The organism is Bradyrhizobium erythrophlei (genome assembly GCF_900142985.1).
Lineage (GTDB): Bacteria > Pseudomonadota > Alphaproteobacteria > Rhizobiales > Xanthobacteraceae > Bradyrhizobium > Bradyrhizobium erythrophlei_B.
On sequence record NZ_LT670849.1, the window covers coordinates 3832696 to 3853861 of the forward strand.

At 58.9% G+C, this 21166-nt stretch carries 19 protein-coding genes; 14 read left to right on the forward strand and 5 right to left on the reverse strand.

Features of this window, described 5'->3' with window-relative positions; genetic code table 11:
* Positions 1–19 precede the first annotated feature (19 nt).
* From BUA38_RS17820 to BUA38_RS17855, 8 genes are all read left to right on the forward strand, one after another.
* Entirely contained in the window at positions 20–1516 is a 1497-nt protein-coding gene (locus tag BUA38_RS17820) for an aldehyde dehydrogenase family protein (protein ID WP_072819708.1), read from the forward strand.
* 6 nt (positions 1517–1522) lie between these two features.
* Complete coding sequence (locus tag BUA38_RS17825; protein ID WP_072819710.1) at positions 1523–1852, forward strand: ketopantoate reductase family protein; 330 nt, start codon at positions 1523–1525, stop codon at positions 1850–1852.
* Between the two features lie 649 nt (positions 1853–2501).
* A complete protein-coding gene (locus BUA38_RS17830; RefSeq protein ID WP_072826206.1) occupies positions 2502–3491 on the forward strand; it encodes a LysR family transcriptional regulator in 990 nt (329 codons plus the stop codon).
* Positions 3492–4081: 590 nt separating this feature from the next.
* Entirely contained in the window at positions 4082–5692 is a 1611-nt protein-coding gene (locus tag BUA38_RS17840) for a porin (protein ID WP_156898564.1), read from the forward strand.
* 529 nt (positions 5693–6221) lie between these two features.
* Entirely contained in the window at positions 6222–6431 is a 210-nt protein-coding gene (locus BUA38_RS36765) for a formate dehydrogenase (protein WP_156898565.1), read from the forward strand.
* Positions 6432–6442: 11 nt separating this feature from the next.
* Positions 6443–9394 carry a formate dehydrogenase subunit alpha gene (locus BUA38_RS17845; protein WP_072819714.1) on the forward strand — a complete coding sequence of 984 codons (2952 nt, stop codon included), beginning with the start codon at positions 6443–6445 and terminating at the stop codon, positions 9392–9394.
* A gap of 11 nt (positions 9395–9405) precedes the next feature.
* Positions 9406–10008, forward strand: a complete 603-nt coding sequence (gene fdh3B / locus BUA38_RS17850) for a formate dehydrogenase FDH3 subunit beta (protein WP_072819716.1) — start codon at positions 9406–9408, stop codon at positions 10006–10008.
* 64 nt (positions 10009–10072) lie between these two features.
* Positions 10073–11071 (forward strand): formate dehydrogenase subunit gamma, encoded by a 999-nt coding sequence (locus tag BUA38_RS17855; protein WP_072819718.1) that lies wholly within the window; start codon positions 10073–10075, stop codon positions 11069–11071.
* Positions 11072–11184: 113 nt separating this feature from the next.
* On the opposite strand, the gene BUA38_RS17860 is transcribed toward BUA38_RS17855, so the two are convergent.
* The gene (locus tag BUA38_RS17860; RefSeq protein ID WP_072819720.1) at positions 11185–13170 is read right to left on the reverse strand and encodes a 4Fe-4S binding protein; all 1986 of its coding nucleotides are present in this window, start codon (positions 13168–13170) and stop codon (positions 11185–11187) included.
* A gap of 163 nt (positions 13171–13333) precedes the next feature.
* On the opposite strand from BUA38_RS17860, the gene BUA38_RS17865 reads away from it, so the two are divergent.
* The 6 genes from BUA38_RS17865 (at position 13334) to BUA38_RS17885 (ending at position 16592) form a co-directional block, all read left to right on the forward strand.
* Positions 13334–14347, forward strand: coding sequence for a DUF6352 family protein (locus tag BUA38_RS17865; protein ID WP_072819722.1), 1014 nt, complete (start codon positions 13334–13336; stop codon positions 14345–14347).
* Positions 14344–14847 (forward strand): DUF3305 domain-containing protein, encoded by a 504-nt coding sequence (locus BUA38_RS17870; RefSeq protein ID WP_072819724.1) that lies wholly within the window; start codon positions 14344–14346, stop codon positions 14845–14847. The genes BUA38_RS17865 and BUA38_RS17870 overlap by 4 nt, the downstream gene beginning before the upstream one ends.
* A complete protein-coding gene (locus BUA38_RS17875) occupies positions 14844–15443 on the forward strand; it encodes a DUF3306 domain-containing protein (RefSeq protein WP_072819726.1) in 600 nt (199 codons plus the stop codon). Before BUA38_RS17870 ends, BUA38_RS17875 begins: the two co-directional genes overlap by 4 nt.
* Before the next feature lie 122 nt (positions 15444–15565).
* A complete protein-coding gene (locus tag BUA38_RS17880; protein WP_244552983.1) occupies positions 15566–16099 on the forward strand; it encodes a TorD/DmsD family molecular chaperone in 534 nt (177 codons plus the stop codon).
* Positions 16100–16175: 76 nt separating this feature from the next.
* Complete coding sequence (locus tag BUA38_RS38470) at positions 16176–16307, forward strand: hypothetical protein (protein ID WP_276328133.1); 132 nt, start codon at positions 16176–16178, stop codon at positions 16305–16307.
* 60 nt (positions 16308–16367) lie between these two features.
* Complete coding sequence (locus BUA38_RS17885) at positions 16368–16592, forward strand: hypothetical protein (RefSeq protein ID WP_072819730.1); 225 nt, start codon at positions 16368–16370, stop codon at positions 16590–16592.
* A 979-nt stretch (positions 16593–17571) separates the two neighbouring features.
* Here BUA38_RS17885 and BUA38_RS36770 read toward each other — a convergent pair.
* The 4 genes from BUA38_RS36770 to BUA38_RS17905 all read right to left on the reverse strand — a co-directional run bounded on the left by BUA38_RS36770 (position 17572) and on the right by BUA38_RS17905 (position 20904).
* Complete coding sequence (locus BUA38_RS36770; RefSeq protein ID WP_156898566.1) at positions 17572–17715, reverse strand: hypothetical protein; 144 nt, start codon at positions 17713–17715, stop codon at positions 17572–17574.
* A 69-nt stretch (positions 17716–17784) separates the two neighbouring features.
* A complete protein-coding gene (locus BUA38_RS17895; RefSeq protein WP_072819734.1) occupies positions 17785–18747 on the reverse strand; it encodes a glutathione S-transferase family protein in 963 nt (320 codons plus the stop codon).
* Between the two features lie 262 nt (positions 18748–19009).
* Entirely contained in the window at positions 19010–19948 is a 939-nt protein-coding gene (locus BUA38_RS17900) for an alpha/beta fold hydrolase (protein ID WP_072819736.1), read from the reverse strand.
* A gap of 119 nt (positions 19949–20067) precedes the next feature.
* Positions 20068–20904: an alpha/beta fold hydrolase gene (locus tag BUA38_RS17905; protein ID WP_083587634.1), complete on the reverse strand. Its 837-nt coding sequence runs from the start codon at positions 20902–20904 to the stop codon at positions 20068–20070.
* Positions 20905–21166 lie beyond the last annotated feature (262 nt).

A 21166-nucleotide genomic window follows, 5' to 3' on the forward strand; every position in this document is an offset into this window, starting at 1 on the left:
TTGGAACGGAGGAATCGTTATGGACGCAGCAAAAACCCCGGAATTCGAAACACGAATCAAAACGGATCTGTTCATCAACGGAACTTGGGTCGAAGGTACCGGGGCGGCTCCCTTCGGCGTGATCAACCCGTTTGACAATTCAGAGATCTGCAAGATCCGTCCGGCCAGCGAGGCACAGGTGAACGAGGCTATCGAGGCCGCGCACGCTGCGTTCCGACGACCTGATTGGAAAAAGCTCACCGGACGGGAGCGCGGAACGCTCCTCTATCGGCTTGCTCAGTTGCTCAGGCGCGATTTGGAATCGTTCGCTGTCCTTGAATCTCTCGACACGGGTATTCCGATTCGTGAAACGCGCATGGAAGTCGCGACGTCGGCGGCGCACTTGGAATATTTCGCTGGCTTGGCCGGTTCGATCGAGGGCACTTGCCAGGATTTGGGATCGCGTTTCAACTTTACGCGCCGCGAACCATTCGGCGTCGTCGGGCAAATCGTGCCGTGGAATACACCGCTGAAGCTAATGGCGAGGGGTTTCGCGGCCGCCGTGGCCTGCGGCAATACGATGGTCGTGAAGCCGTCGATCGTTGCTCCGCTGACTAACCTTCGATTTGGTGAGCTCGTTGATGAGGCTGGTTTTCCGCGCGGTACCATCAACATCATCACCGGCTCGGGTCGCACGGTAGGAAAGCTCATCGTCGAGCATCCAAAAGTGCGAAAAATAATCTTTACCGGCGGAACGGAGGGCGGGCGTGAGATCCTGCATCAAGCGGCGCATACGGTTACGCCGGCGGTGCTTGAACTTGGCGGCAAGGGGCCGATCATCGTATCTGAAAACATCGATTGGGAGGAAACGCTTGATGGCGTTCTGACCCAAGCTTTCGCGAGGAAGGCAGAAGTCTGCTTCGCCGGCACGCGATTGTTCATACCGGCGAAACTGCACGATAAGTTCGTAACCGACCTTGCCGCAATGGCCGAACGCATTCCGATCGGAAATCCGTTGGATGCAAAGACGCAGCTTGGTCCTTTGATGACAGCGCAGCGCCTGACCGACATCCTGGCACAGCTCGATGCCGCCAAGCCTATTGGCGCCAAAGTTTTCTGCGGCGGCAAGAAGGAGACCCAACGAGATCTAAGCAAGGGCAACTTCATGCGCCCGACCATCGTTACCGATGTCAAGCCAGACATGGCCATTGCTCGTGATGAGCTTTTTGGTCCTGTGCTTTGCGTTACTTCATATGTTGATCTCGATGACGCCGTGCGGATGGCCAACGACTCCGAGTACGGTTTGGCCAGTTACGTCTGGTCTAACGATCTCCGGGAAAGCAATCGAATCGCGCAGGAGCTTGAAGCGGGGAATGTCTTCCTGAATGCCTACGGCTATCAATCGGAGATTCCATTCGGCGGTTACAAAATGAGCGGTATCGGAAGGGAACACGGCACCGAAGCCATGCATGAATATACGCAGATCAAGAGCGTCACGGTCGGAATGGAGCGTTTTAAGTCACGTTTTGAAATTTAACCCGTTATGGGATTCGCTGAGCTCAACGCGCGGCGAATCCCATTGACGCTCGCGGGTCACGAGGTATCGGTCGTTGCATGCGGAGAACATCTCAAGGCGATACGCGCCAGGGGTTTGACGCTCAGAATTGGAGGGATCGAAAAAAGAGCAGCTGTACAAGCGAGCGATGATCCTGCCCAATTTGGACCCCAAGATTACGTCTTCTGCACGCTCAAGTCGCACCAGGCGTACGCAGCCGCTCGCTCTTTCGTCCCTTTGCTTGGGCCCAAACCTGCGTTTCCTGATTCAGTGCTCGGACGAAGCCGGACTCATCGGCGAGGGGAATCGTTACATTGAAAAAACCGAAGCCTGAGTCCGCTCGAAGCCAGTTTATCGACAGTTGCCGCCGATGTCTAAGCAACTGATGAAGTCCGCTAATGTGGCCCTTTTCCGACCTGGTCGGTCTAACTGACTGTGTCGGTTAGTAGGGGGATAGTGTTGCAAAAGTCGTTTTGCAGGAGATGCAAATTTTCTGAGGGCCGCTGGCGCGTTATCCGTGTAATCATCTGAGGGACCTCATCGCCTTGCGCCAAATTCGTGGGCGACTTCGGTAGCGCGACTGAGACTATGCGAATCATCGCCCCCTTTGCGCTTCAGGTTTTCGCCAAAAATTTGTACCGCTGCAACTTTCGACTTTTGCAACACTATCAGGGGTAAAACGGACTCACAGCCGACATCACGGAAACGACGCGAATGACCCTAATGAGACATCTGCTCTCAATAGGAGGCGGCCCGATCGGAGTCGCCTCCACCTCAAGCGCTTCTCCAACCCATCCAAATCAAGCGCAGCCAACTAAAAGAATAAACTTGAATTTAATGGGCAGGTCCGCATGGGCCGCTACCTCTGAAGGGTCGCGCACCAGGGGGCTGCGCGATCCGTATCCGAGGGGCGCGGGAAGGGGTTGATCGGGCGAGTACTCGACGTGGCGATATGGAGGCGCCAAAAATGGACTATCTGGGCGCGCTGCGTATGTTCGTGCGAGCGGTAGAGGTCGGCAGCTTTTCGAAAGCTGCAATTGCCACGAATACCAAGACATCGACCGTCTCGCGCGCGATCGCCGGCCTGGAAGAGGATCTTGGCGTCAGCCTGTTTCATCGCACTACGCGACGCGCGCATCTCACCGAGCCGGGCGCCACATTCTACGAGCACGCACGCGGCGTTCTGCGCGGCCTAGAGGAAGCGCGGGATGCGGCCTCTGCCATGCAGGGGCGGCCACAGGGATTGATCCGCCTGCATATCCCGAGCGGCTTCGGCCGCCTGCACATCATGCCGTTCGTGCCCGATTTCCTGGCCGCCTATCCCGATATTCGCCTCGATGTCTCTCTGACCGATGTGCGGGTCGATCTGCTCTCTGTCGGCGCGGACCTTGCTATCCGTATCGGTTCGCTTTTGAATTCCAGCATGCTCGCCCGCAAACTCGCGCCGCACCGGCGCGTTACCTGCGCGAGCCCGGCCTATCTGGGCCGTATGCCGCCGATCGCCGAGCCGATCGACCTGCTGCAGCACAATTGTCTTGTCTATGCACTGCAACCGACCGATCGTTGGTTCTTTCGTAACCCGGCCGAGGCGGGCGAGGCTTTCGAGCAAGTACCCGTCACCGGCACGTTGTGCGCCGACGACGCCGAGCCGCTGCGGGATGCGGCGCTTGCCGGCGTGGGGGTTGCGCTGCTCCCGACGTGGCTCGTCGGCGAGGATATCAAGGCGGGTCGCCTGCGGCATGTGCTTTCCGAGTGGTCCTCCATGATCGCCACGAAGCCGGGTGGCATCTTCGGGGTCTTTCCTCCGCATCGCATGGTGCCACCGAAGGTGCGGGCCTTTCTGGATTTTGCCCAGAAACGCTTTGGCAAGCCGCCCTACTGGGATCCCGATTGGACAGAGGACTGGCAAAAGACCTCGCACGACGTCGCCGAACAAGACGGCTCAGAGAGCGACTGAGAATCGCGGCGCGTTGCGCGCCCCGCACCAATCATTCCCAGCACGGGGCTACAGCGCAGCCGATTGCTGACCTACATCAGACTTAAGCCTCGCGGCGACGTTCTTGATTTAGACTCTTATGGAGAAGCGCAATGTCGAGACTTGGCATCGTAGGGGCTGCGGCCCTGTCACTCGCGTCAGCAGTTGCCACCCCGGCCTTCGCCGTGGAACTTCACGGCGTCCGTGGTGGCGACCTGATGGACATCAGCGGGTTCGGCGGTTTTCAAGCAAGCACCGGCTCGTTCGTACCGAGCGAGGCCGCTGCTGCTCATTGCGCCCAGCGTTGGGCGTACTACGACCGGGCGTCCGGAAAGTACATGGGCGACGATGGGCAGTGGCGTCCTTGCGTATAAAACCAAAAAGGAGCGGCTCAAGCCGCTCTTTTTATGCTCGACACTTTCCATGCTCGACAGTCGGCCGGAGTAATTGAGAACTCCAAGCTTCAGCTTTTCTTTGGGTCGCCTCGGTTGGCGGGGTTTGAACACGCTGAGATGAACCGATCGCCGTTGTGTGCTTCTGTTGTGGAGGCGAAGTGACGACAGGCTCTGATAATGTCTGCTTTATCGGCGCCGTGTGTTGGTCACGTCTGCGCAGCCCTCGGCGATTTACCAAGTACAATTATTGCTGTATACGTAAGCGCGGCGCAGCTTCGGAACCGATCGTATTCGGGAGGGGGCGTTATGAAAATAGTTGGTGTTTTCACATCGATGATTTTCGGACTCGCTGCCGCGGTGTACGCAACGGCTGCTTTGGCTGACGACATCATCGCAACGAAGGCTGTGCCCGCCGCGACCACCAAGGCTTCGCTACAACCAGCGACCTGCAGCAGTCTTGAGGACTTTGTTGTCACGGCCTGCCCGTTGACCTGGAATGGCATCACGGTCTACGGCACGATCGATATGGGCGTGACGTGGCTGAGCCATGGGGCGCCCTTCAATGGGACTTCCGCCGTAGGGGCAGCTTATCTCGTCCAGAAGTACAGCAATCGCGCGCAGTGGAGTCTCGCGCCGAACGGTTTGTCCAATTCAAACATCGGCATCAAGGGGAAGGAGCCGCTCGCTCCCGGTTGGGATTTCATCTTCGATCTGCAGGCCGGGTTCGATCCTTATTCCCTGCATCTCTCCAACGGACCGCACTCGGTGACCCAGAACGCCGGCATACCGCTCACCAGCCAGGACGCGGGCGCCGACTCGAGCCGGGCCGGACAATTTTACAATTCGGTGGGCTATTTGGGCGTCAGTTCACCCTATGGTACCTTGACCGTTTTCCGGCAAAACTCGCTGACTTTGGACGCTGTTTTTGCCTACGATCCGATGGGCGCTTCGTACGCTTTCTCGCCGATCGGCTGGCAGGGAATTACCTGTGGCGCGGGCAATACCGAAACCTGCCGGTTTAGCACGTCGGCGAAGTATCGTGTCGACGTTGGCCAGTTCAGGGTTGCGGCGCTCTGGCAATTCGGTGGCTACGATCTGAACAACGGCTCGACCGGTGCGTATCAGCTCCAGCTCGGCGGGGATGTTCGCAATTTGGCCGGCGGCACGCTTTCGCTTGACGCAATTGGCAGCTACGTCCAGAACGCGGTGTCGGTCGTGCTGGCCGGCAATACCCTTCCGGCGGTGCTGCCGCAGGTTCTCACCGCCACGCTCTCCAATAATACGAGCGTGATGCTGGTTGGCAAATACAGCAACGGGCCGCTCAAGCTGTTTGCCGGATACGAATTCATTCAATATGCGCCCCCGAGCAATCCTTTTGCCCCCGGGGCTGGCTTTAGCGATATCGCGGGAGACTTCGTCTGCGCCGGCTGCACTGCGATCAACAACACGAACATCAACAACACGGCTTTCAGCGCCGGCGACAAGTCACTCCATGTATTCTGGACTGGAGTGAAATACGCCATCACTAACAATTTGGATGTGACTGGCGCTTATTATCATTACGACCAGCCCGCTTTTGGCGCACTCGTCAACTGCGCCAACTCCGCGGCGTTCGCAAACTGCCGTGGGACGTTCGACGCCGTTTCCTTTGTCGCCGATTGGCAGTTTGCGAAGAAATTTGATGCCTACGCCGGGATCATGTTCTCGCAGGTCAATGGCGGACTGGCGAACGGCTACCTCAATCGCAACACGATCGATCCCACGGTTGGGCTTCGCTTCCGCTTCTGAGAAAAACAACAGGCACCGATAAGTCATTCCCCGACTTTGCCGAAGCGGAAGGATCTTGCCTTTCGACCGATTTGCCTGCCAACTCCTGACGAGAAGCGGCGGCCTCGCGACGTGGAGTTCGGCTCCTATGCCTGCTCCGTCGGCCGGTGCTGGAATGCTGTCTCACGTTTCGTGCTAAGCCATTGTCGATATCCGACTATCGTAATTGGGGACCCGTCGAAACTCCCAGCGCCCTAATGGTGCCGGAAGATCGAAGGGCGTTTCCTTGCTTTCGAGATTTGTAATTGCAAATTGCAACACTACAGGCCCCTTTCGGCTGGGCCGACAACACATCGATGTTTCTGACTTAGTGTTCCAGGGGCTGAGCCGCATCGCCGCCGGGCATCGCCGAATAACTCAACGATAATAGCGAGAATGAGAAAGTCGTGCATTTTTGCTAAATAGCAGCGGGAATTGGTAATTCATTGTGATTGAGGTCAGCCCGGGCGTCGGGTAGGCTACCAGCAAATCTGGTTTGGGAGCTTCCTCGATGCCAGAAAATTTCGAGCGAAAATTTCCTCGGCGCGACCTGCTTCGTTTAGCGATGGCCGGTACCGGCGCAGCGCTGATCGGCTCGCAATTGCCGGACCCAGCTTCCGCACAATCCGTTGATCTGAAGAGCAAGCGTCGCGCCCGCTATCAAGCGGATTCTGCAGAAGTCCGTAACTTTTACCGCGTCAACAGCTATCCGACCCGATAGGGGGAAGTGCGGTGTTGGTAAAGAAGTCTGAAAAACGTCCTGAGAAGAGAAACGGCGATGGTAAAGCACCATTATCAAATGGCGAGTTGGGACGTCGTGCGTTTCTGAAGCGCTCGGGCATTGTCACTGGAGCGCTCGCTGCTCTGGGCACTCTTCCGCTCACCGGCGTGCGGAAGGTAGAGGCCGGGCCGCCGCCGCCCGCAGGCGCCACAGTTGCGACGCGCAAGAATGTTTGCACCCATTGCTCAGTCGGCTGCTCGGTGATCGCAAAAGTCGCGAACGGTGTGTGGATTGGGCAGGAGCCGGACTATGACAGTCCGATCAATCGCGGTTCGCATTGCTGTAAAGGCGCTGCAGTCCGCGATGATGTCTTGAGCGAGCGTCGCCTTCGTTATCCCGTCAAGTTGGTCAATGGCGAGTGGACCCGCGTGTCTTGGGCGAAGGCGATCGACGAGATCGGCGACAAGCTGCTCGACATTCGCCAGAAGGCCGGTCCCGACTCGGTCTATTGGCTTGGGTCAGCCAAATTTACCAACGAAGCCGCATACCTCAACCGCAAGCTTGCGGCATTCTGGGGCACCAATAATTCTGATCATCAAGCGCGTATCTGTCATTCCACGACCGTCACCGGCGTAGCCAACACGTGGGGCTACGGCGCGATGACGAACAGCTACAACGACATCCGCAATGCACGGACCATTCTGGTGATGGGCGGCAATCCTGCTGAGGCGCATCCGGTCTCGTTGCAACACATTCTGGAGGGCAAGGAGCTTAATCGCGCCAACATGATCGTTGTCGATCCGCGGATGACGCGGACCGCAGCCCATGCCACCGAATACGTAAGGGTACGTCCAGGCACTCACATCGCCACGATCTACGGCATGCTCTGGCACATCTTCGAGAACGGCTGGGAAGACAAGGAATTCCTGAGCCAGCGCGTTTACGGCCTTGATGAGATTCGCAAACAGGCAGCGAAATGGAATCCGAAGGAGGTCGAGCGCGTCACAGGCCTGCCTGAGGCCCAAGTCAAGCACATCGCTGAGCTGTTCGCCAAGCAGAGACCGGCGACACTGATCTGGGCGATGGGCCAGACCCAATTTACCACCGGGACCGCCAATGTCCGCGCAAGCTGCCTTCTCTTGCTCGCTACCGGCAATGTCGGCGTCGCCGGCGCCGGGGCCAACATCTTCCGCGGCCACACCAATGTGCAGGGAGCGACCGATCTCGGTCTCGATGTGACATCGTTGCCGCTCTACTACGGTCTGGCGGAGGAAGCGTGGCGGCACTGGTGTCGAGTCTGGGAAGTTGACTACGACTGGATGAAGTCGCGTTTTCCCGACAAAAAGCTGATGGAGACGCCGGGTATTCCGAGCACACGCTGGTTCGACGCGACGCTGCTGCCTAAAGATCAGGTCGATCAACCCAATCCGGTGCAGGCCATGTTCATCATGGGACATGGCGTCAACACGATTACGCGAATGCCGGAGGCGGTGCGCGGCATCGAGAAGCTCGAACTGCTGGTGGTTTGCGATCCCTATCCGACAGCGTGGTCGGTGCTGTCCGAGCGCAAGAACGGCACCTATCTGCTGCCTGCCTGCACCAGCTTCGAGATGGACGGCTCGCGCACGGCCTCAAACCGCTCGCTGCAATGGGGCGAGAAGATCGTCGAGCCGGTCTTTGAATCGAAGAACGACTATGACACGATGTACATGCTGGCGCGCAAACTCGGTTTTGCGGAGCTCATGTTCAAGAACATCAAGGTCGAGAACGGCAAGGTATCGGCCGAGGACATCCTGCGCGAGATCAACCGTGGCGGTTGGTCGACGGGCTATTGCGGTCAATCGCCTGAACGGCTCAAAGCGCACATGCGCAATCAGGCCAAGTTCGACCTCGTCACGATGCGGGCGCCAAAGGACGATCCCGAAGTCGGTGGCGATTACTACGGCCTGCCTTGGCCGTGCTGGGGAACGCCGGAGTTCAAGCATCCCGGCACCCCAATCCTCTACAACACAAATCTTCCGGTGAAAGAAGGCGGCGCCACGTTTCGCGCCCGATTCGGAGTCGAGCGGGTCGTCAAGCGGAAGGTGATCGAGAACGGCCAGGAGGTCGAGCGCGATGATCATGACAATCTGCTCGCCGAGGGCTCTTATTCGGTCGGCTCGGAGATCAAGGACGGCTATCCGGAATTCACGCTTGGCGTTCTGAAGAAGCTCGGCTGGGACAAGGATCTGACGCCGAAAGAATTGGAAGTGATCCAGCGCGTCAATGCCGCAAATCCAGATGCCGTCTCATGGTCGCTCGATCTGTCAGGCGGGATCCAACGCGTGGCAATCGAGCACGGTTGCTCGCCCTACGGCAACGCAAAGGCGCGGATGATCGCCTGGAATCTTCCTGATCCGATCCCGGTGCATCGCGAACCGATCTACACCCCGCGCCCTGACCTCGTCGGAGAGTATCCGACGCTGCCGGATGCCAAGCAGTTCCGGGTGCCTAATATCGGTTTCTCCGTGCAGAAGGCTGTCGTCGACCGCGGAATCGCCAGACAGTTTCCACTGATCCTGAGTTCCGGCCGACTGGTCGAATACGAAGGGGGCGGGGAGGAGACGCGGTCCAACAGGTGGCTCGCCGAACTGAAGCAGCACATGTTCGTCGAAATCAATGTGGCGGATGCGGCCGAGCGCGGCGTCAAGGACGGCGGCTGGGTGTGGGTTACCGGCCCGGAGAATAGCTCGCGAACCAGGATGAAAGCGCTCGTTACGGAGCGCGTCGGTAAAGGCGTTGCCTGGATGCCCTATCATTTTGCCGGCTGGTTCGAGGGCGCCGATCTGCGTGCCAAATATCCGAAGGGGGCCGATCCGATCGTGCTGGGCGAGAGCGTCAACACGCTGACAACGTATGGCTACGATCCCGCGACCGGTATGCAGGAGCCGAAAGCCACACTTTGTCAGATCAGGGCCGCCTGAGAGGAAGATCCATGGCACGCATGAAATTCCTTTGCGACGCCGACCGCTGCATCGACTGCAACGCCTGCGTCACCGCCTGCAAGAATGAGAACGAGGTACCTTGGGGCATCAACCGACGCCGCGTGGTCACCATCAATGACGGCAAACCAGGCGAGCGCTCAGTGTCGATGGCGTGCATGCATTGCACCGATGCACCATGCGCGGCAGTGTGTCCAGTGACCTGTATCTATCCGACCGACGACGGCATCGTCCTCCACAACAAGGACTTGTGCATCGGTTGTGGCTATTGCTTCTATGCCTGTCCGTTTGGCGCGCCGCAGTATCCAAAGGTGGGCAATTTCGGCTCACGCGGCAAAATGGACAAGTGCACCTATTGCGCCGGGGGCGGCGGGCCCGAAGCCCCTGGTAGTGCCGGGGAGTACGCGAAATACGGATCAAACCGTTTCGGCGAAGGCAAACTACCATTGTGTGCCGAGATGTGTTCGACCAAATCTTTGCTGGCCGGGGATGGCGACATCATCGCGCAAATCTATGGAGAGCGGGTTCGAAAGCGCGGTTACGGCTCGGGCGCCTGGGGCTGGGAAACGGCCTATCACGAGGATATCAAGTTCTGAGCAAACGGCATCCGACCGTTGCGGCGGGCCCAGTGATTGAAGCACACTGGAACAGGTGATTGTAATGACGCTATTGGCACGCATTCGCCTCGTGACGTTCGTCCTGATGTTGCTCGGTATTGCTTCGGTACCCGTGTGCGCCCAAAAGCTCGGCCCCGATGGTGCTCCGAACCCGGACGCGAGCGTTACTAGCCAGCGCACGCTGCTTGAACAGGCCCCGCGCATCCAGGGGCGCATCGATATTCCCGATGTCAAAGCCAGCGTGCTGATGCAGCCCGCTGGCCGAGCGTGGGACTATTTCCATGAAGTTCTTCTGCATTGGGGTGGTGCGCTCGTGATCGTCGGAACGATCGCGCTACTGGGGCTCGCGTATCTGATCATCGGACGCATCCGCATCGCGGCTGGGCGTTCCGGACGGAAGGTTCTCCGTTTCAGGGCCTTTGAGCGCTTCTCCCATTGGCTTACGGCGGTCTCCTTCGTCGTCCTCGGATTGACCGGCTTGAACATCACCTTCGGCAAGATCGTTCTGCTGCCGCTCGTAGGTCCAGAGATCTTCTCCGAGATCTCTGAGATCGCCAAATACATGCACAATTTTACGAGCTTCGCGTTCGTGGCAGGGCTGGTCCTCATCACGGTGATCTTCTTCAGGGACAATCTGCTCGCGCAGGTCGATGTCGAGTGGGTCAAGCAAGGCGGGGGCTTCATTAAATCCAAGCACGCTCCGGCGGGACGATTCAATCTCGGCGAGAAGATGGTCTATTGGTTTTCCGTTGCCGCCGGTGTTGCTGTCTCCGCCTCGGGATTTGTGCTGCTGTTTCCATTCTACGGTACCAATATCGCCGACATGCAGCTCGCGCAGGCAGCCCACGCCATTATCGCCATTTTCTTCATCGCGCTGATTCTGGCCCATATCTATATTGGCACGCTCGGGATGGAAGGTGCGTTCGAGGCCATGGGCACGGGCGAAGTCGATCTCAACTGGGCGAGGGAACATCATGATCGCTGGCTCGCCGAGCAGCTTGAAAGGGAGGACAGGCGACCTTCCGCGACACCTGCGGAGTGAAACGCGGGGATAGCCTCCGAACTGTTGCCATCGGGAGTACTGCACAGAAGTTCCCGGCGGCACCGGCTGGCTGGGGCAGGTGAGAGCTTCGCGGCAGCCAAGCTCCGGGCCGGCTATTCCTGATCGCGCTCGGCAGCCGGTTGCGCTAGTTGCTCACGAAGATAATCGTCGGTCGTGCGGACAAGAGGAGCTGCGCCGTAGGTCTCGAAACCTTGCTCGGCTACAAAGCTGACGCGGCAGTCTTCGCACATCTTGATGACGTCCAGCCTCTCTGACGAAGCGCTGTACATCCAGTGCTTGCCTTCGAGCTTTGCCACCACGCGCTCGATGCTGCTTTTGACACCGAATGGTTTGCCGCACCGGATGCAGCAGAACGGCTCTTCCTCCTTGAGGATGCGAGCGGGGGCTCTTGAGGCACCAAAATCAATCCGGGGTAACAACGTAATGACCTTTTCGGGACAGGTCGCCCGGCAGAGGCCGCACTGCACGCAGGCGTCCTCGACAAATCGGAGCACCGGCCGGTCTGGATCGTCGCGCAAGGCGCCGGTCGGACATGCTGACACACAGGACAAGCACAACGTGCAATTGCCCACATCGATCTCGACCGCCCCGAATGGAGCTCCTTCGGGCAGTGCAATCACATCGACAGGAGCCGGAGCGGAACGGTGCAATTCGCTGAGGGCAAAGCGAAGCACGTCGCGCTTTTTTCCAACCGTGCGGAAGCTTGCCAGTCGCGGCGCCGGCGCGAGTGGCGGAATCGTACGAAGTGCGTCAAGCAGGCCGTCCGGGTCATCCGTTTCGATTGCTGCGATACGGTTCCCTCCAAAGCCAAGTCCGACGAGGATCGGATCCGCCACCGCTATCGTCCGCGAGAGGCCGGAGACGTCGTGACGCGGCTTCGCCCGCAGCAGGAAGCGCATAGCCGAAGTGCCGTAAGCGAAGGCGGCGATGACCGCTTCCAGCCCGACCTGAGTGACCTCGTTGATCGCAAATGGCAACACATTTGCCGGTAGCCCGTCGCCAAACCGGGCCAGTGCGTCAATCAGCGGCGCGCCGTGCTTCTCATCGTGAAACAGCACGACGGCTCGTTCACCGCCGGCGTCGCGAAACGCGATCAGCATCGAGCGGAGTTGGCGTACGAGCACGTCCTCCGGCGGCAGGGCATAGGATGCAGCCCCAGTGGGGCAAGCGGCTGCGCATTGGCCACAGCCCGCGCAGATATTCGCATCGATCGCGACATGGTCTCCTGCGGCGCTGATCGCGCCGGCCGGACATAGGTCGAGACATCGGGTGCAACCTGTCCGGTGGGACCGCGAGTGCGCGCATAACTTGGGTTCAAAATTGATGTAGCGCGGCTTCTCAAAGGTGCCGACGAGATCGCGGGCCTTGAGGACGGCCTGTAACACCGCCGCAGGATTGGCCGGATCCGCCCGCAGATAACCATCGCGTAGATCAGCGGCAGAAAACAGGGCGGCGCCGCCCGTTAAATCGAGAACGATGTCGCAATTCGAGCGGGCGTTGTTGCGGGATGGCCCGAAGGTCAAGACTTGGCGCGAGGACGGAGCGGCCTCGGCGAAATCATCGACTGTGATCTCGAATGCGCCGAGATGGCCTTTGGCGCTCCTTACCTTGCCCTTTGCCACCGGAAATTCAGCTCTGCTTGGGGGCGCAATCGAGGCGGGCGGCTCGATGAGCACAGTAACATCTAGATGGTCCTTGAGCAGGTTGGCGGCCTCAACCGCGGCCTCGTCTCGGCCGCAGATGAGAATGACGCCGCCGCTTTGAAGCTCAGCCGAGGGTGTCGGAGGGACTGGCTCGGCGGCGGCCGCCAGCAGCGCTGCCATCTTTGGTCCCGATTGTTTTGCCTCACTCGACCAGCCGGCGGTCTCGCGAATGTTGCCAAACTGTATTGGGTTCTTGCGGCCAATCTCGGCAGCGACATCCGTGAACAGGATTGCCTGCTGGGTACATCCTACCGTCAGAGGGCCATCTTCGGAGGCGATCGTCTTGAAGCGATCAAGCTCAGCACCACAGAGATGGGTCGCTGACGTGGTATCGAGACCACAACCCCGGCCGACCGCATCTGCGTCAAGCGGCATCGTGCCTTCACAAGAGCAGATGAGCAGCCGTCGCGCGGGATCAGGTGTTGAGGTCACGATTGCTAGTAGCCTCTTTGTATAGTCCGGGGCCGCTGGCCCGGAACTCGCCAGAAGTATATACTGTCAAAAGCACGATGCCGAGACGCTTGACAGGTAGCGACAAATGGCGACTTCGCGCGATTTCTGGCTGTCTTGCGGGCATCATCTGCTCGACCGCAACGCCGCGGGTCGTTTGCTGGTAACGGATGAGTTCTTGAAGGCGTATCTGGCCCGCCCGGAGCTGGTGCCGCCGCCGGAGGCATGTGCTGAGGAGCAGGCCCTGCATCGCGCACTGCTGCGCGAACCGAGGCTGCCGGTTGCGGCCGCGCGGATTGCGGCGATAGACGACGTTGACGCACGCCAGAACTGGCAGACGATGATCGCCTGGCGCGATCAGCTTCTCGCGCACGATTGTCTGGAGGCGGCCTATCTTGCGATTGCCCGACGCAACATCCACTTCCCACAGATCCTTGTCTGTCAATTGGTTCAGGTCATTCTGCGTAATGCGTTAGACGGTTCCGACGACGTTTTCGTGCTGCGCGCGGCTGAAATGCTCTTCCGGCCGCAAAAACTCATATTCCAGGATGCGTCGGTCGTCGCGGTCGACGAAGAGACGGAGGCCGTTTGCGTACAGCATCCGGCGTTGCCGCTGTTATCGTTGCTGGGATTGCAGACCGCTACCGGAGTCGAACTCCTGAGCGAAGCAACATCAGAAAGCTATTGGGAACGAAGCGACCGTTTCGACATGGCGCTCGATCTCTCGCCAGGTGGGCGTGGCCTGACCGCGCTTTGCGACGTCATCTCTCGCTGGCTGGCTCATCTGCTCGCCATTGATGTGGTAGTCGAGCCAGTGGCAGAAATGCAGAATTTGCCATGGAATTGGTACGTCGGACTGAGCTCGGAAGCGACGCATATCGGAGACGCCATTTGGCGAGGAGACTTAGTGACCGACGCTATGCGTGCGGAATTGATCGGCCTGCTGCGACTGTTGTTCCGTGATCTGGAGGATGTGATCGAGAATGTGAGGGGCGAGCCGGTGCACTTGCTGCTGGCAATGACGACTGAGGAGATACTCCGGATAAAGCCACAAAATCTTCTGACTGGATTGCCGGTTCGCGATATGGAGGCCGTGAATTGATATCGACTGCTCTGATACGAATTCCCGTTGGCGTCGTGATCGAGCGGCGAAAGGCGAAAAGTGCATGGGCCGACGTTCTGTGGCGGCCAGTGTCCGCATTTGCGGGAACGCCAGTGGCAGCGCCCTGGACGCCGCTAGGTGCCGATGACGAAGTAACACTGTTCTATGCGGGTGAAGCCGTGATCGAATTGCATCGGACCGAGACCACGAATTATCGTGAGAACCTCGCGTCGGGTGTGCCGAGTCTATGGGTTAACATGCGTCCGACCACGTCTGAACTTCCGTACGAATTGCTGGCGGTCACGGCAGATCCGGCAGAGGGGGAAGCGTTCACCGATGCCGGTAGCAATCTGGTCGAAGCGGTACCGATGCCCTTAGAAATCGTCGACATCGTCAACCGATTCGTCGCCACCCATCATGTAGAGCGCCCTTTCGTCAAACGGCAACGCGATCGACAAGAATCTCCCTCTTCAAAATCGGATAGGGACAGCCAGCGATGAGCGAACAGGAAAACCCGTTGTCGCGCTGGACGCGGTTAAAGCATGCGGCGAAAGTCCAGGAAGAAATTGAGGCGACTTCGGCTGGCTCTGAGGCGATGGCAGTGCCCGAAGCGCCATTTGATCCCGCAAGCCTGCCCTCAATTGAGTCAATTGCGGGGGATACCGACATAATTGCTTTTTTGAGTAAAGGCGTGCCGGCTGACTTGACTCGGGCGGCCTTGCGAAAGGTATGGACCAGCGATCCTGCCATTCGAGATTTCATCGGAATTGCGGAGAACCAGTGGGATTTCAATGATCCCAACGCAATTCCGGGCTTCGGCCCTTTGATCCCAACGGAAAGTGGCGTTGATGTTCTTGCTCAAATCTCCAGCAGGCTACAGCCTCGTGCGGATCAAGGTTTGACGCCCGTGGAACCGACGGTCGCTTCGAACGAGAATGTTGATGTAGCCGATCGGCAGTTCGTCATCACCAATCCAGCTCTCGTCAGGTCCGGCGCAACGCCTAACGAAATGCCTGCTCCCGCGGAAGGTGAGAATACATTGACAAATAATGAGGTGCGAAAAGCCCAGCGTCATGGCAGTGCCCTCCCGCGTTGAGGTTCGGTTTGAGCCGTGGTTATTCTTTGGAAAGATTGAGAACCGCAGTGGATGCATCTTCGCGGAATTTACCCGGACGCAGCATCGATGAGGTCGACAGAGCGCGTGCACGGGAATACGCGTTGTTGGCGACTTTGCTTTCCCATAGTCCCGACGCGCAACTGCTGTCTGGTTTGGCTGGCCTGCATATCGATAACAGCCCGATCGGGCTGGCTCATGCCGCGTTGGCCGAGGCGGCCCGGCAAGCCACTGAGGAAAGTGTTGCGCACGAGTACGTGGCGCTATTTGGCGGACTGGAGGGCTGCGCCTTGTTGCCGTATGCCTCGCACTATTTGGCGGACACACTGTACGGCCGCCCTTTGGCTCGGATACGGGAGATGCTCCAACCTCTTGGCGTCGAGAAGGCGCCCGAGCGAATCGAGCCGGAAGACCATGCCAGCTTTCTCTGTGAGGTAATGGCAGGATTGGTCGGCGGGGACATTTTTGCGCCGGACGGCGCTGACCGAATCTTCTTCGAGGAGCATCTTGCGTCTTGGATCAGACGCTTTTTCGTCGATCTCGAAGGGACAAAAAGCGCGAGTTTCTACAGATCTGTCGGGATTCTCGGCCGGACCTTCATTGATGTCGAAACACACGCTTTTACGCTGTCCGGCTGAACACGTATTCTTGTCCGGTGGGGGAAGGTCTCGGGTCGAAAAAGTATGATAATGAACTATCCTTGAGGATTTTCGTATGCGCGCATTCGTTTTTGCTTGCCTGGTGTTGGCGGGTATCGCGGTTGGCTCCGCCGCCATCCTGATTGAAATGGTACAGCAATCTTCTTCGACGGCATTTGCCGAGCCGAGCGCGCGGGTGCCAACCTAGATTACGTGAAGGGCCCATTAGGCCAGAGGACTTTACCCAAATTGGAAACGGAGGCTTTGAATGACCCGTTCCTTAATCATTGTTTTCGCCATTTTAGCTGTGATTGTTGGCGGCGAGCTATTGAGCCCACGGCCCGATGCCCTTGAAGAAGCCACCGCGGCGATGCCTTCTTTGGAGGAGTTGCATTCGATGGCGGGCGTCCACCAACTCCCACTCCAGGACATCGAGGATCAGTCGCTGATGTACCCCACGGCACCGAACGAAGAAGCGCGGCCGAAGCCGTGAATTCAAACGTCTGTTGTAAGGATTACGAAATTTGCGACTTCCAAGCCTACGTGGTGTCTGCCAACCTGCGGGGCTTCTCAAGCCGCTGCTTAAAATAGCAATTTGAGATGGTTGCGGGTCCGCGATTTGAACGTAGCACTCGGCATTACCGGGAAAGTCGGCCGCGGTTTTAGGCCACCGGCTTTTCCCAGTTTGGGCGACCATTCTGAAACTCCTTGAAAAACAATGAGGCGTTTCTTGCCCAAACAGTTTCGTAAGCCAATGAATTCATTGGCTTGTCTCGCTTCCCTAGGGAGCGCCAGCGAACTCAGGCACTTAGGCAGCCATCAGCCGCGTTCGTTGAATAATGGTTGAATAAGACGCTGGTGAACAGCGGCGAACGCTTGGGGAATTTGCTGCCGACATTAGCAGACTAGCCTCGGCGCGATGCCTCATTGTGGCTGGCGCATTCGCGAAAAATCTTCTCATCGCCCTTGGTGTCCGGAAATATTCAAACCGCCGCTGACGTGCGCTGTCGTACGCGAGCGCCCTCGGATCTTCGCATTGACGTTGCTCGTCGCACAGCCAACTCTCGTCCTGTCGAGCTTTGTGCGAATAGGAGGGCCACGTGATCCACGGTCTGGGTCAGCTTTATTGATGACTGCTTCCAGTCGTTCGGAGGGCGTCCTCGAAGACGCAAGTCCCTCCCGAATCTCATGGGGGATCTGGATGCCCGACGACTCGAGGCTTGCAAGGAGCGCTTGGGCGGTTCCCTTTATCCGTCGCATGGCCCGCTTCGATTGGGCTTCCAGCTCGGCAGCCTTCTCGGCGCGCCGTTCGGCGTCGGCCTGAAGATAGGAGATTTCCGCCGGGATCTGCTTCTGTCGTCGCGAGCACGAATTGTCCCCTTGGTCGAACGTCACGCTCGATGATTCGTCTTGGAACCGCAACGAGATAAGCTGCGACATGCTCGCGGCAGCCAGTTTGGCGCTAGCATGCCTCAAGCCGCCATCTTGTCTTCCTTGTCCGCGCCCCACATGACGATCTTCAGCGCGTCGTTAACCAGCGGGCGCTGCAGCGCATTTGCCTCGTCCCAAGAGGCACGCATCCAGACGTCGCGCTCTTCGTCATTGGTCAGGATCACCGAGCTAAGGGAAGCTAAGAATTCTTCCTGTCTACAAATTGTGCCCGTTTCGAAGGCCCGCCTGCGTTTTTATAGAATCGACATGAACGCAAGCTCCGGTCCGATCGGAACGATGCCGGATGGATTCAAATTGCGGTGGCTCTGATAGTAGTGGCGCTTGATGTGCCCAAGGTTGACAGTCGCGGCGACGCCCTCGATCCGAAAAAGGGTGCGCATATAGTCAGAAAGACCCGGATAGTCGGCAATTCTCCGGATGTTGCATTTGAAATGGCCGACGTAGACGGGATCAAACCGGATCAGCGTCGTGAACAGCCGCCAATCGGCCTCCGTGATTTCGTCACCTGTTAGAAAGCGCCGGGATGACAGGCGATCCTCGAGCCAATCCAGTGTCTCGAAAAGCGGGCCGACGGCCTCCTCATAGGCTTCCTGCGTCGTTGCAAAACCGGCCCGGTAGACGCCGTTGTTGACCGTCGCATAGATGCGCGCATTCAAGTCGTCGATTTCGGTCCTGAGCGCCTCGGGATAATAGTCGCCTACTTTAGCGCCGATACCGTCGAAGGCACAGTTGAACATGCGAATGATTTCGGACGACTCGTTATTCACGATCGTACCCGTCGTCTTGTCCCATAGAACCGGAACTGTGACACGGCCCGAATAGGTCGGATCCGACCTCGTGTAAACCTCGTGCAGATAGTGTGCGCCGCCGATAGGATCGGAAACCACGCCATCGCCTGCGGCGAAGCTCCAGCCCTGCTCGGCCATGAGCCAATGCACAACTGAGACATCGATAAATGGCGTAAGCCCCTTCAGCGCGCGAAAGATCAGGGTCCGATGCGCCCAGGGGCAGGCCAGCGAAACATAGAGATGATAGCGCCCGGGCTCGGCCTTATATCCGCCGGACCCTGTCGGGCCGGGCGCACCGTCAGTGGTAATCCAACTGCGAAAAGCGCTGTCCTGACGCACGAAACGTCCGCCGCTGGCAGAGGTATCGTACCACTGATCGTGCCACCGACCGTCAATAAGCAATCCCATTTCATTCTCCTTCCAGATCGTCGGCGAGGCATACTGCGCCTACTGCGGCGGGCCCGGATGGTGCGACGTTGACGACTTTACGAATAGTGTCCTTCGCGAGTGCGATCGACCCCTTCTCATTCTCGACGCGTAGGACGCGACAGGACCGATTAGTTCTTGCGAGATCGGAGTCCCTTGTCGGTGCCGATCAGAATGGTCGGTTCGATGTAGATACCGGGCCGGTGGGTCTCTATTCGCTCTCGCGCTGGGATTGCGGCAGCACTCACTTGCACATGAATCTGATGATTTGCTCGGCGACAGCGCGGGGGGCTTCTTCAGGCATATAGTGCCCACAGCCAGCAAACACACTACCCCGCACATCCGCCGCGACCAGGCGCATCGTGTCGAGCAGCATGGCTCCGACTCCGGCATCCGCGCCGACTGCGAGTACCGGCATGGCGAGCTTGCGCTCGGCGCGCGCCCGGCTGTGCGCAATTCCTTCGGGCCCGAGCGTGTGTCGCTGGTAGGAAAGCGCCGCCCGCGTCGCGCCGGGGGCTGCGTTGACACGCACATATTCAGCGAGATCCGCCGGCGTGATCGTCCAGGGACGAGTGGATTTGGCCCTGAACAGCCAGGTCAGGAGTTCCCGCTCGCGTCCCTGCAGCAGGATCTCCGGCAGGTCATCGAGCCGGTTGAAGGCAAGGTGCCAGGTCTTCACATTCGTCTCCGCCGAGGGAATGCCGGCCGGCGGCGGCGAGGTGATGCCGGGCAACGCCGCGTCGAACAGGGCGAGCCGCCTCACGTCGCCCGGCCATTCGGCTGCATGGGCGTAGCCGATCCAGGTGCCCATATCGTGACCGACGATGTCGACAGGCCCGTTCGCCGTGAGTCCAAGCGCCTCGACGAAACCGTGAAGCTCGGCGGCCACCGTGCGCATCTCGTAGCCGGAGGCGGGCCGATCCGAGTCGCCCATGCCGCGCGGGTCGAGCGCAATCACGCGCCGGCCGGCCTTGGCGAGCAGCGGCATCACATAACGCCACGCGTACCAGCTCTGCGGCCAGCCGGGCAGCAGAAGGATCGGCGTGCCGCTGCCGCCTTCGACGAAATGCAGCCGCACGCCCTCGATGGCGACGGTATCGTGGTGGAATTGCGTCCAGAACGTCGCTGGGTCGAAGGGCGGCAACGTGTCCGCGGCAGAGGTTTGAACGATGTCATGGGTCATGGTGCATTCCTGATCATATCGAAAGAGACCTCTTCCAAATTTGGCAAATGCTCAGTCGAGCAGCTTCAACGCGCTATCGTCCGGCGCACCGACAGCGCCGGACTATGAGGCTGCTGGGCTTACTGCTCGAGGAAAGCGAGTGTCTGCTGAACGAAGGCGGCATGGTACTGGAAGATGCCGCCGTGCCCGGCGTCAGGGAAAATGCTCAATTGCGCATTCGGCAGCCGACGAGCGAGCTCGAATGAGTTGAACGACGGCACCATCACGTCGTCATCGCCATTGACGACTAGGACGGGATGCTGAACCGTCCCGAGTGCTGTGGCATCACCCTGTCCCCAGGCACCGATCGCCGCAATCTGAGCCTGAATAGTTTCGTTGCTTACGGGCGTGTCGAGATCCTTGGTGCGTTCTTTCAGCCGCCGCAGGAAGTCCTCAGCCGCCGCCTGGCCGTTCTTGGTCTGTGTAAAGAAAAGAAATTGCTTCGGGTGCTTGTTGGTGGCGCCTGCCTTCCCGAATGCGTCCTGTAGAACGGCACCGACATTCGCGATGCCTTCGCCGCCCGCCGGGCCGGTGCCCGCGAGGACGATTTTACGTACCAGACCGGGTTGTTGTTGTGCGATGAGCTGGGCGACGAAACCGCCGAGCGAGAAGCCCAGCAGATCGACTTTGCTAAAACCCAGGGCGGCTATGAATGTAGCGGCGTCCCGAGCCATCTCCTCGACGGTTTTGGGTGTCGAACCTCCGGACCCGCCGACCCCGCGATTGTCGAACGCGATCACGTGGTGCTTCCCTGCCAGGCCGTCCACGATCCTCGGATCCCAGTCCTCCAATACAGCCGTTAGATGGTGGAGGAGAACGACGGGAGTCCCGCCCTTCCTGCCAACTTCCCGGAACACGAATTTCGTGCCGTTCACATCGACAGATTGGGTCGTCGCATTTTCAAAGGTCGTGCTCATTGCAGTTCTCTCGGTTATTCGCGAGGTTAGATAACGATCGCGAGGGGTTGATCTGTAGAATGACGATCGTGCGTGGAACGCTATTGCCGTGATGACAGGTGCAATTGCGACCTCAGGAGCCAGGCAAGTCGGGTCATTCGGTTCGACGTTGCAGACCGCAATCGCGCTTTATCGCTCCAGAACAAATTTGGCCGAGGAAGTTCTGCATACTTGAGGGCCGGCTTGCGGCCGACAACCTGCCCTCGGTCTGCCGCGCGCAGCG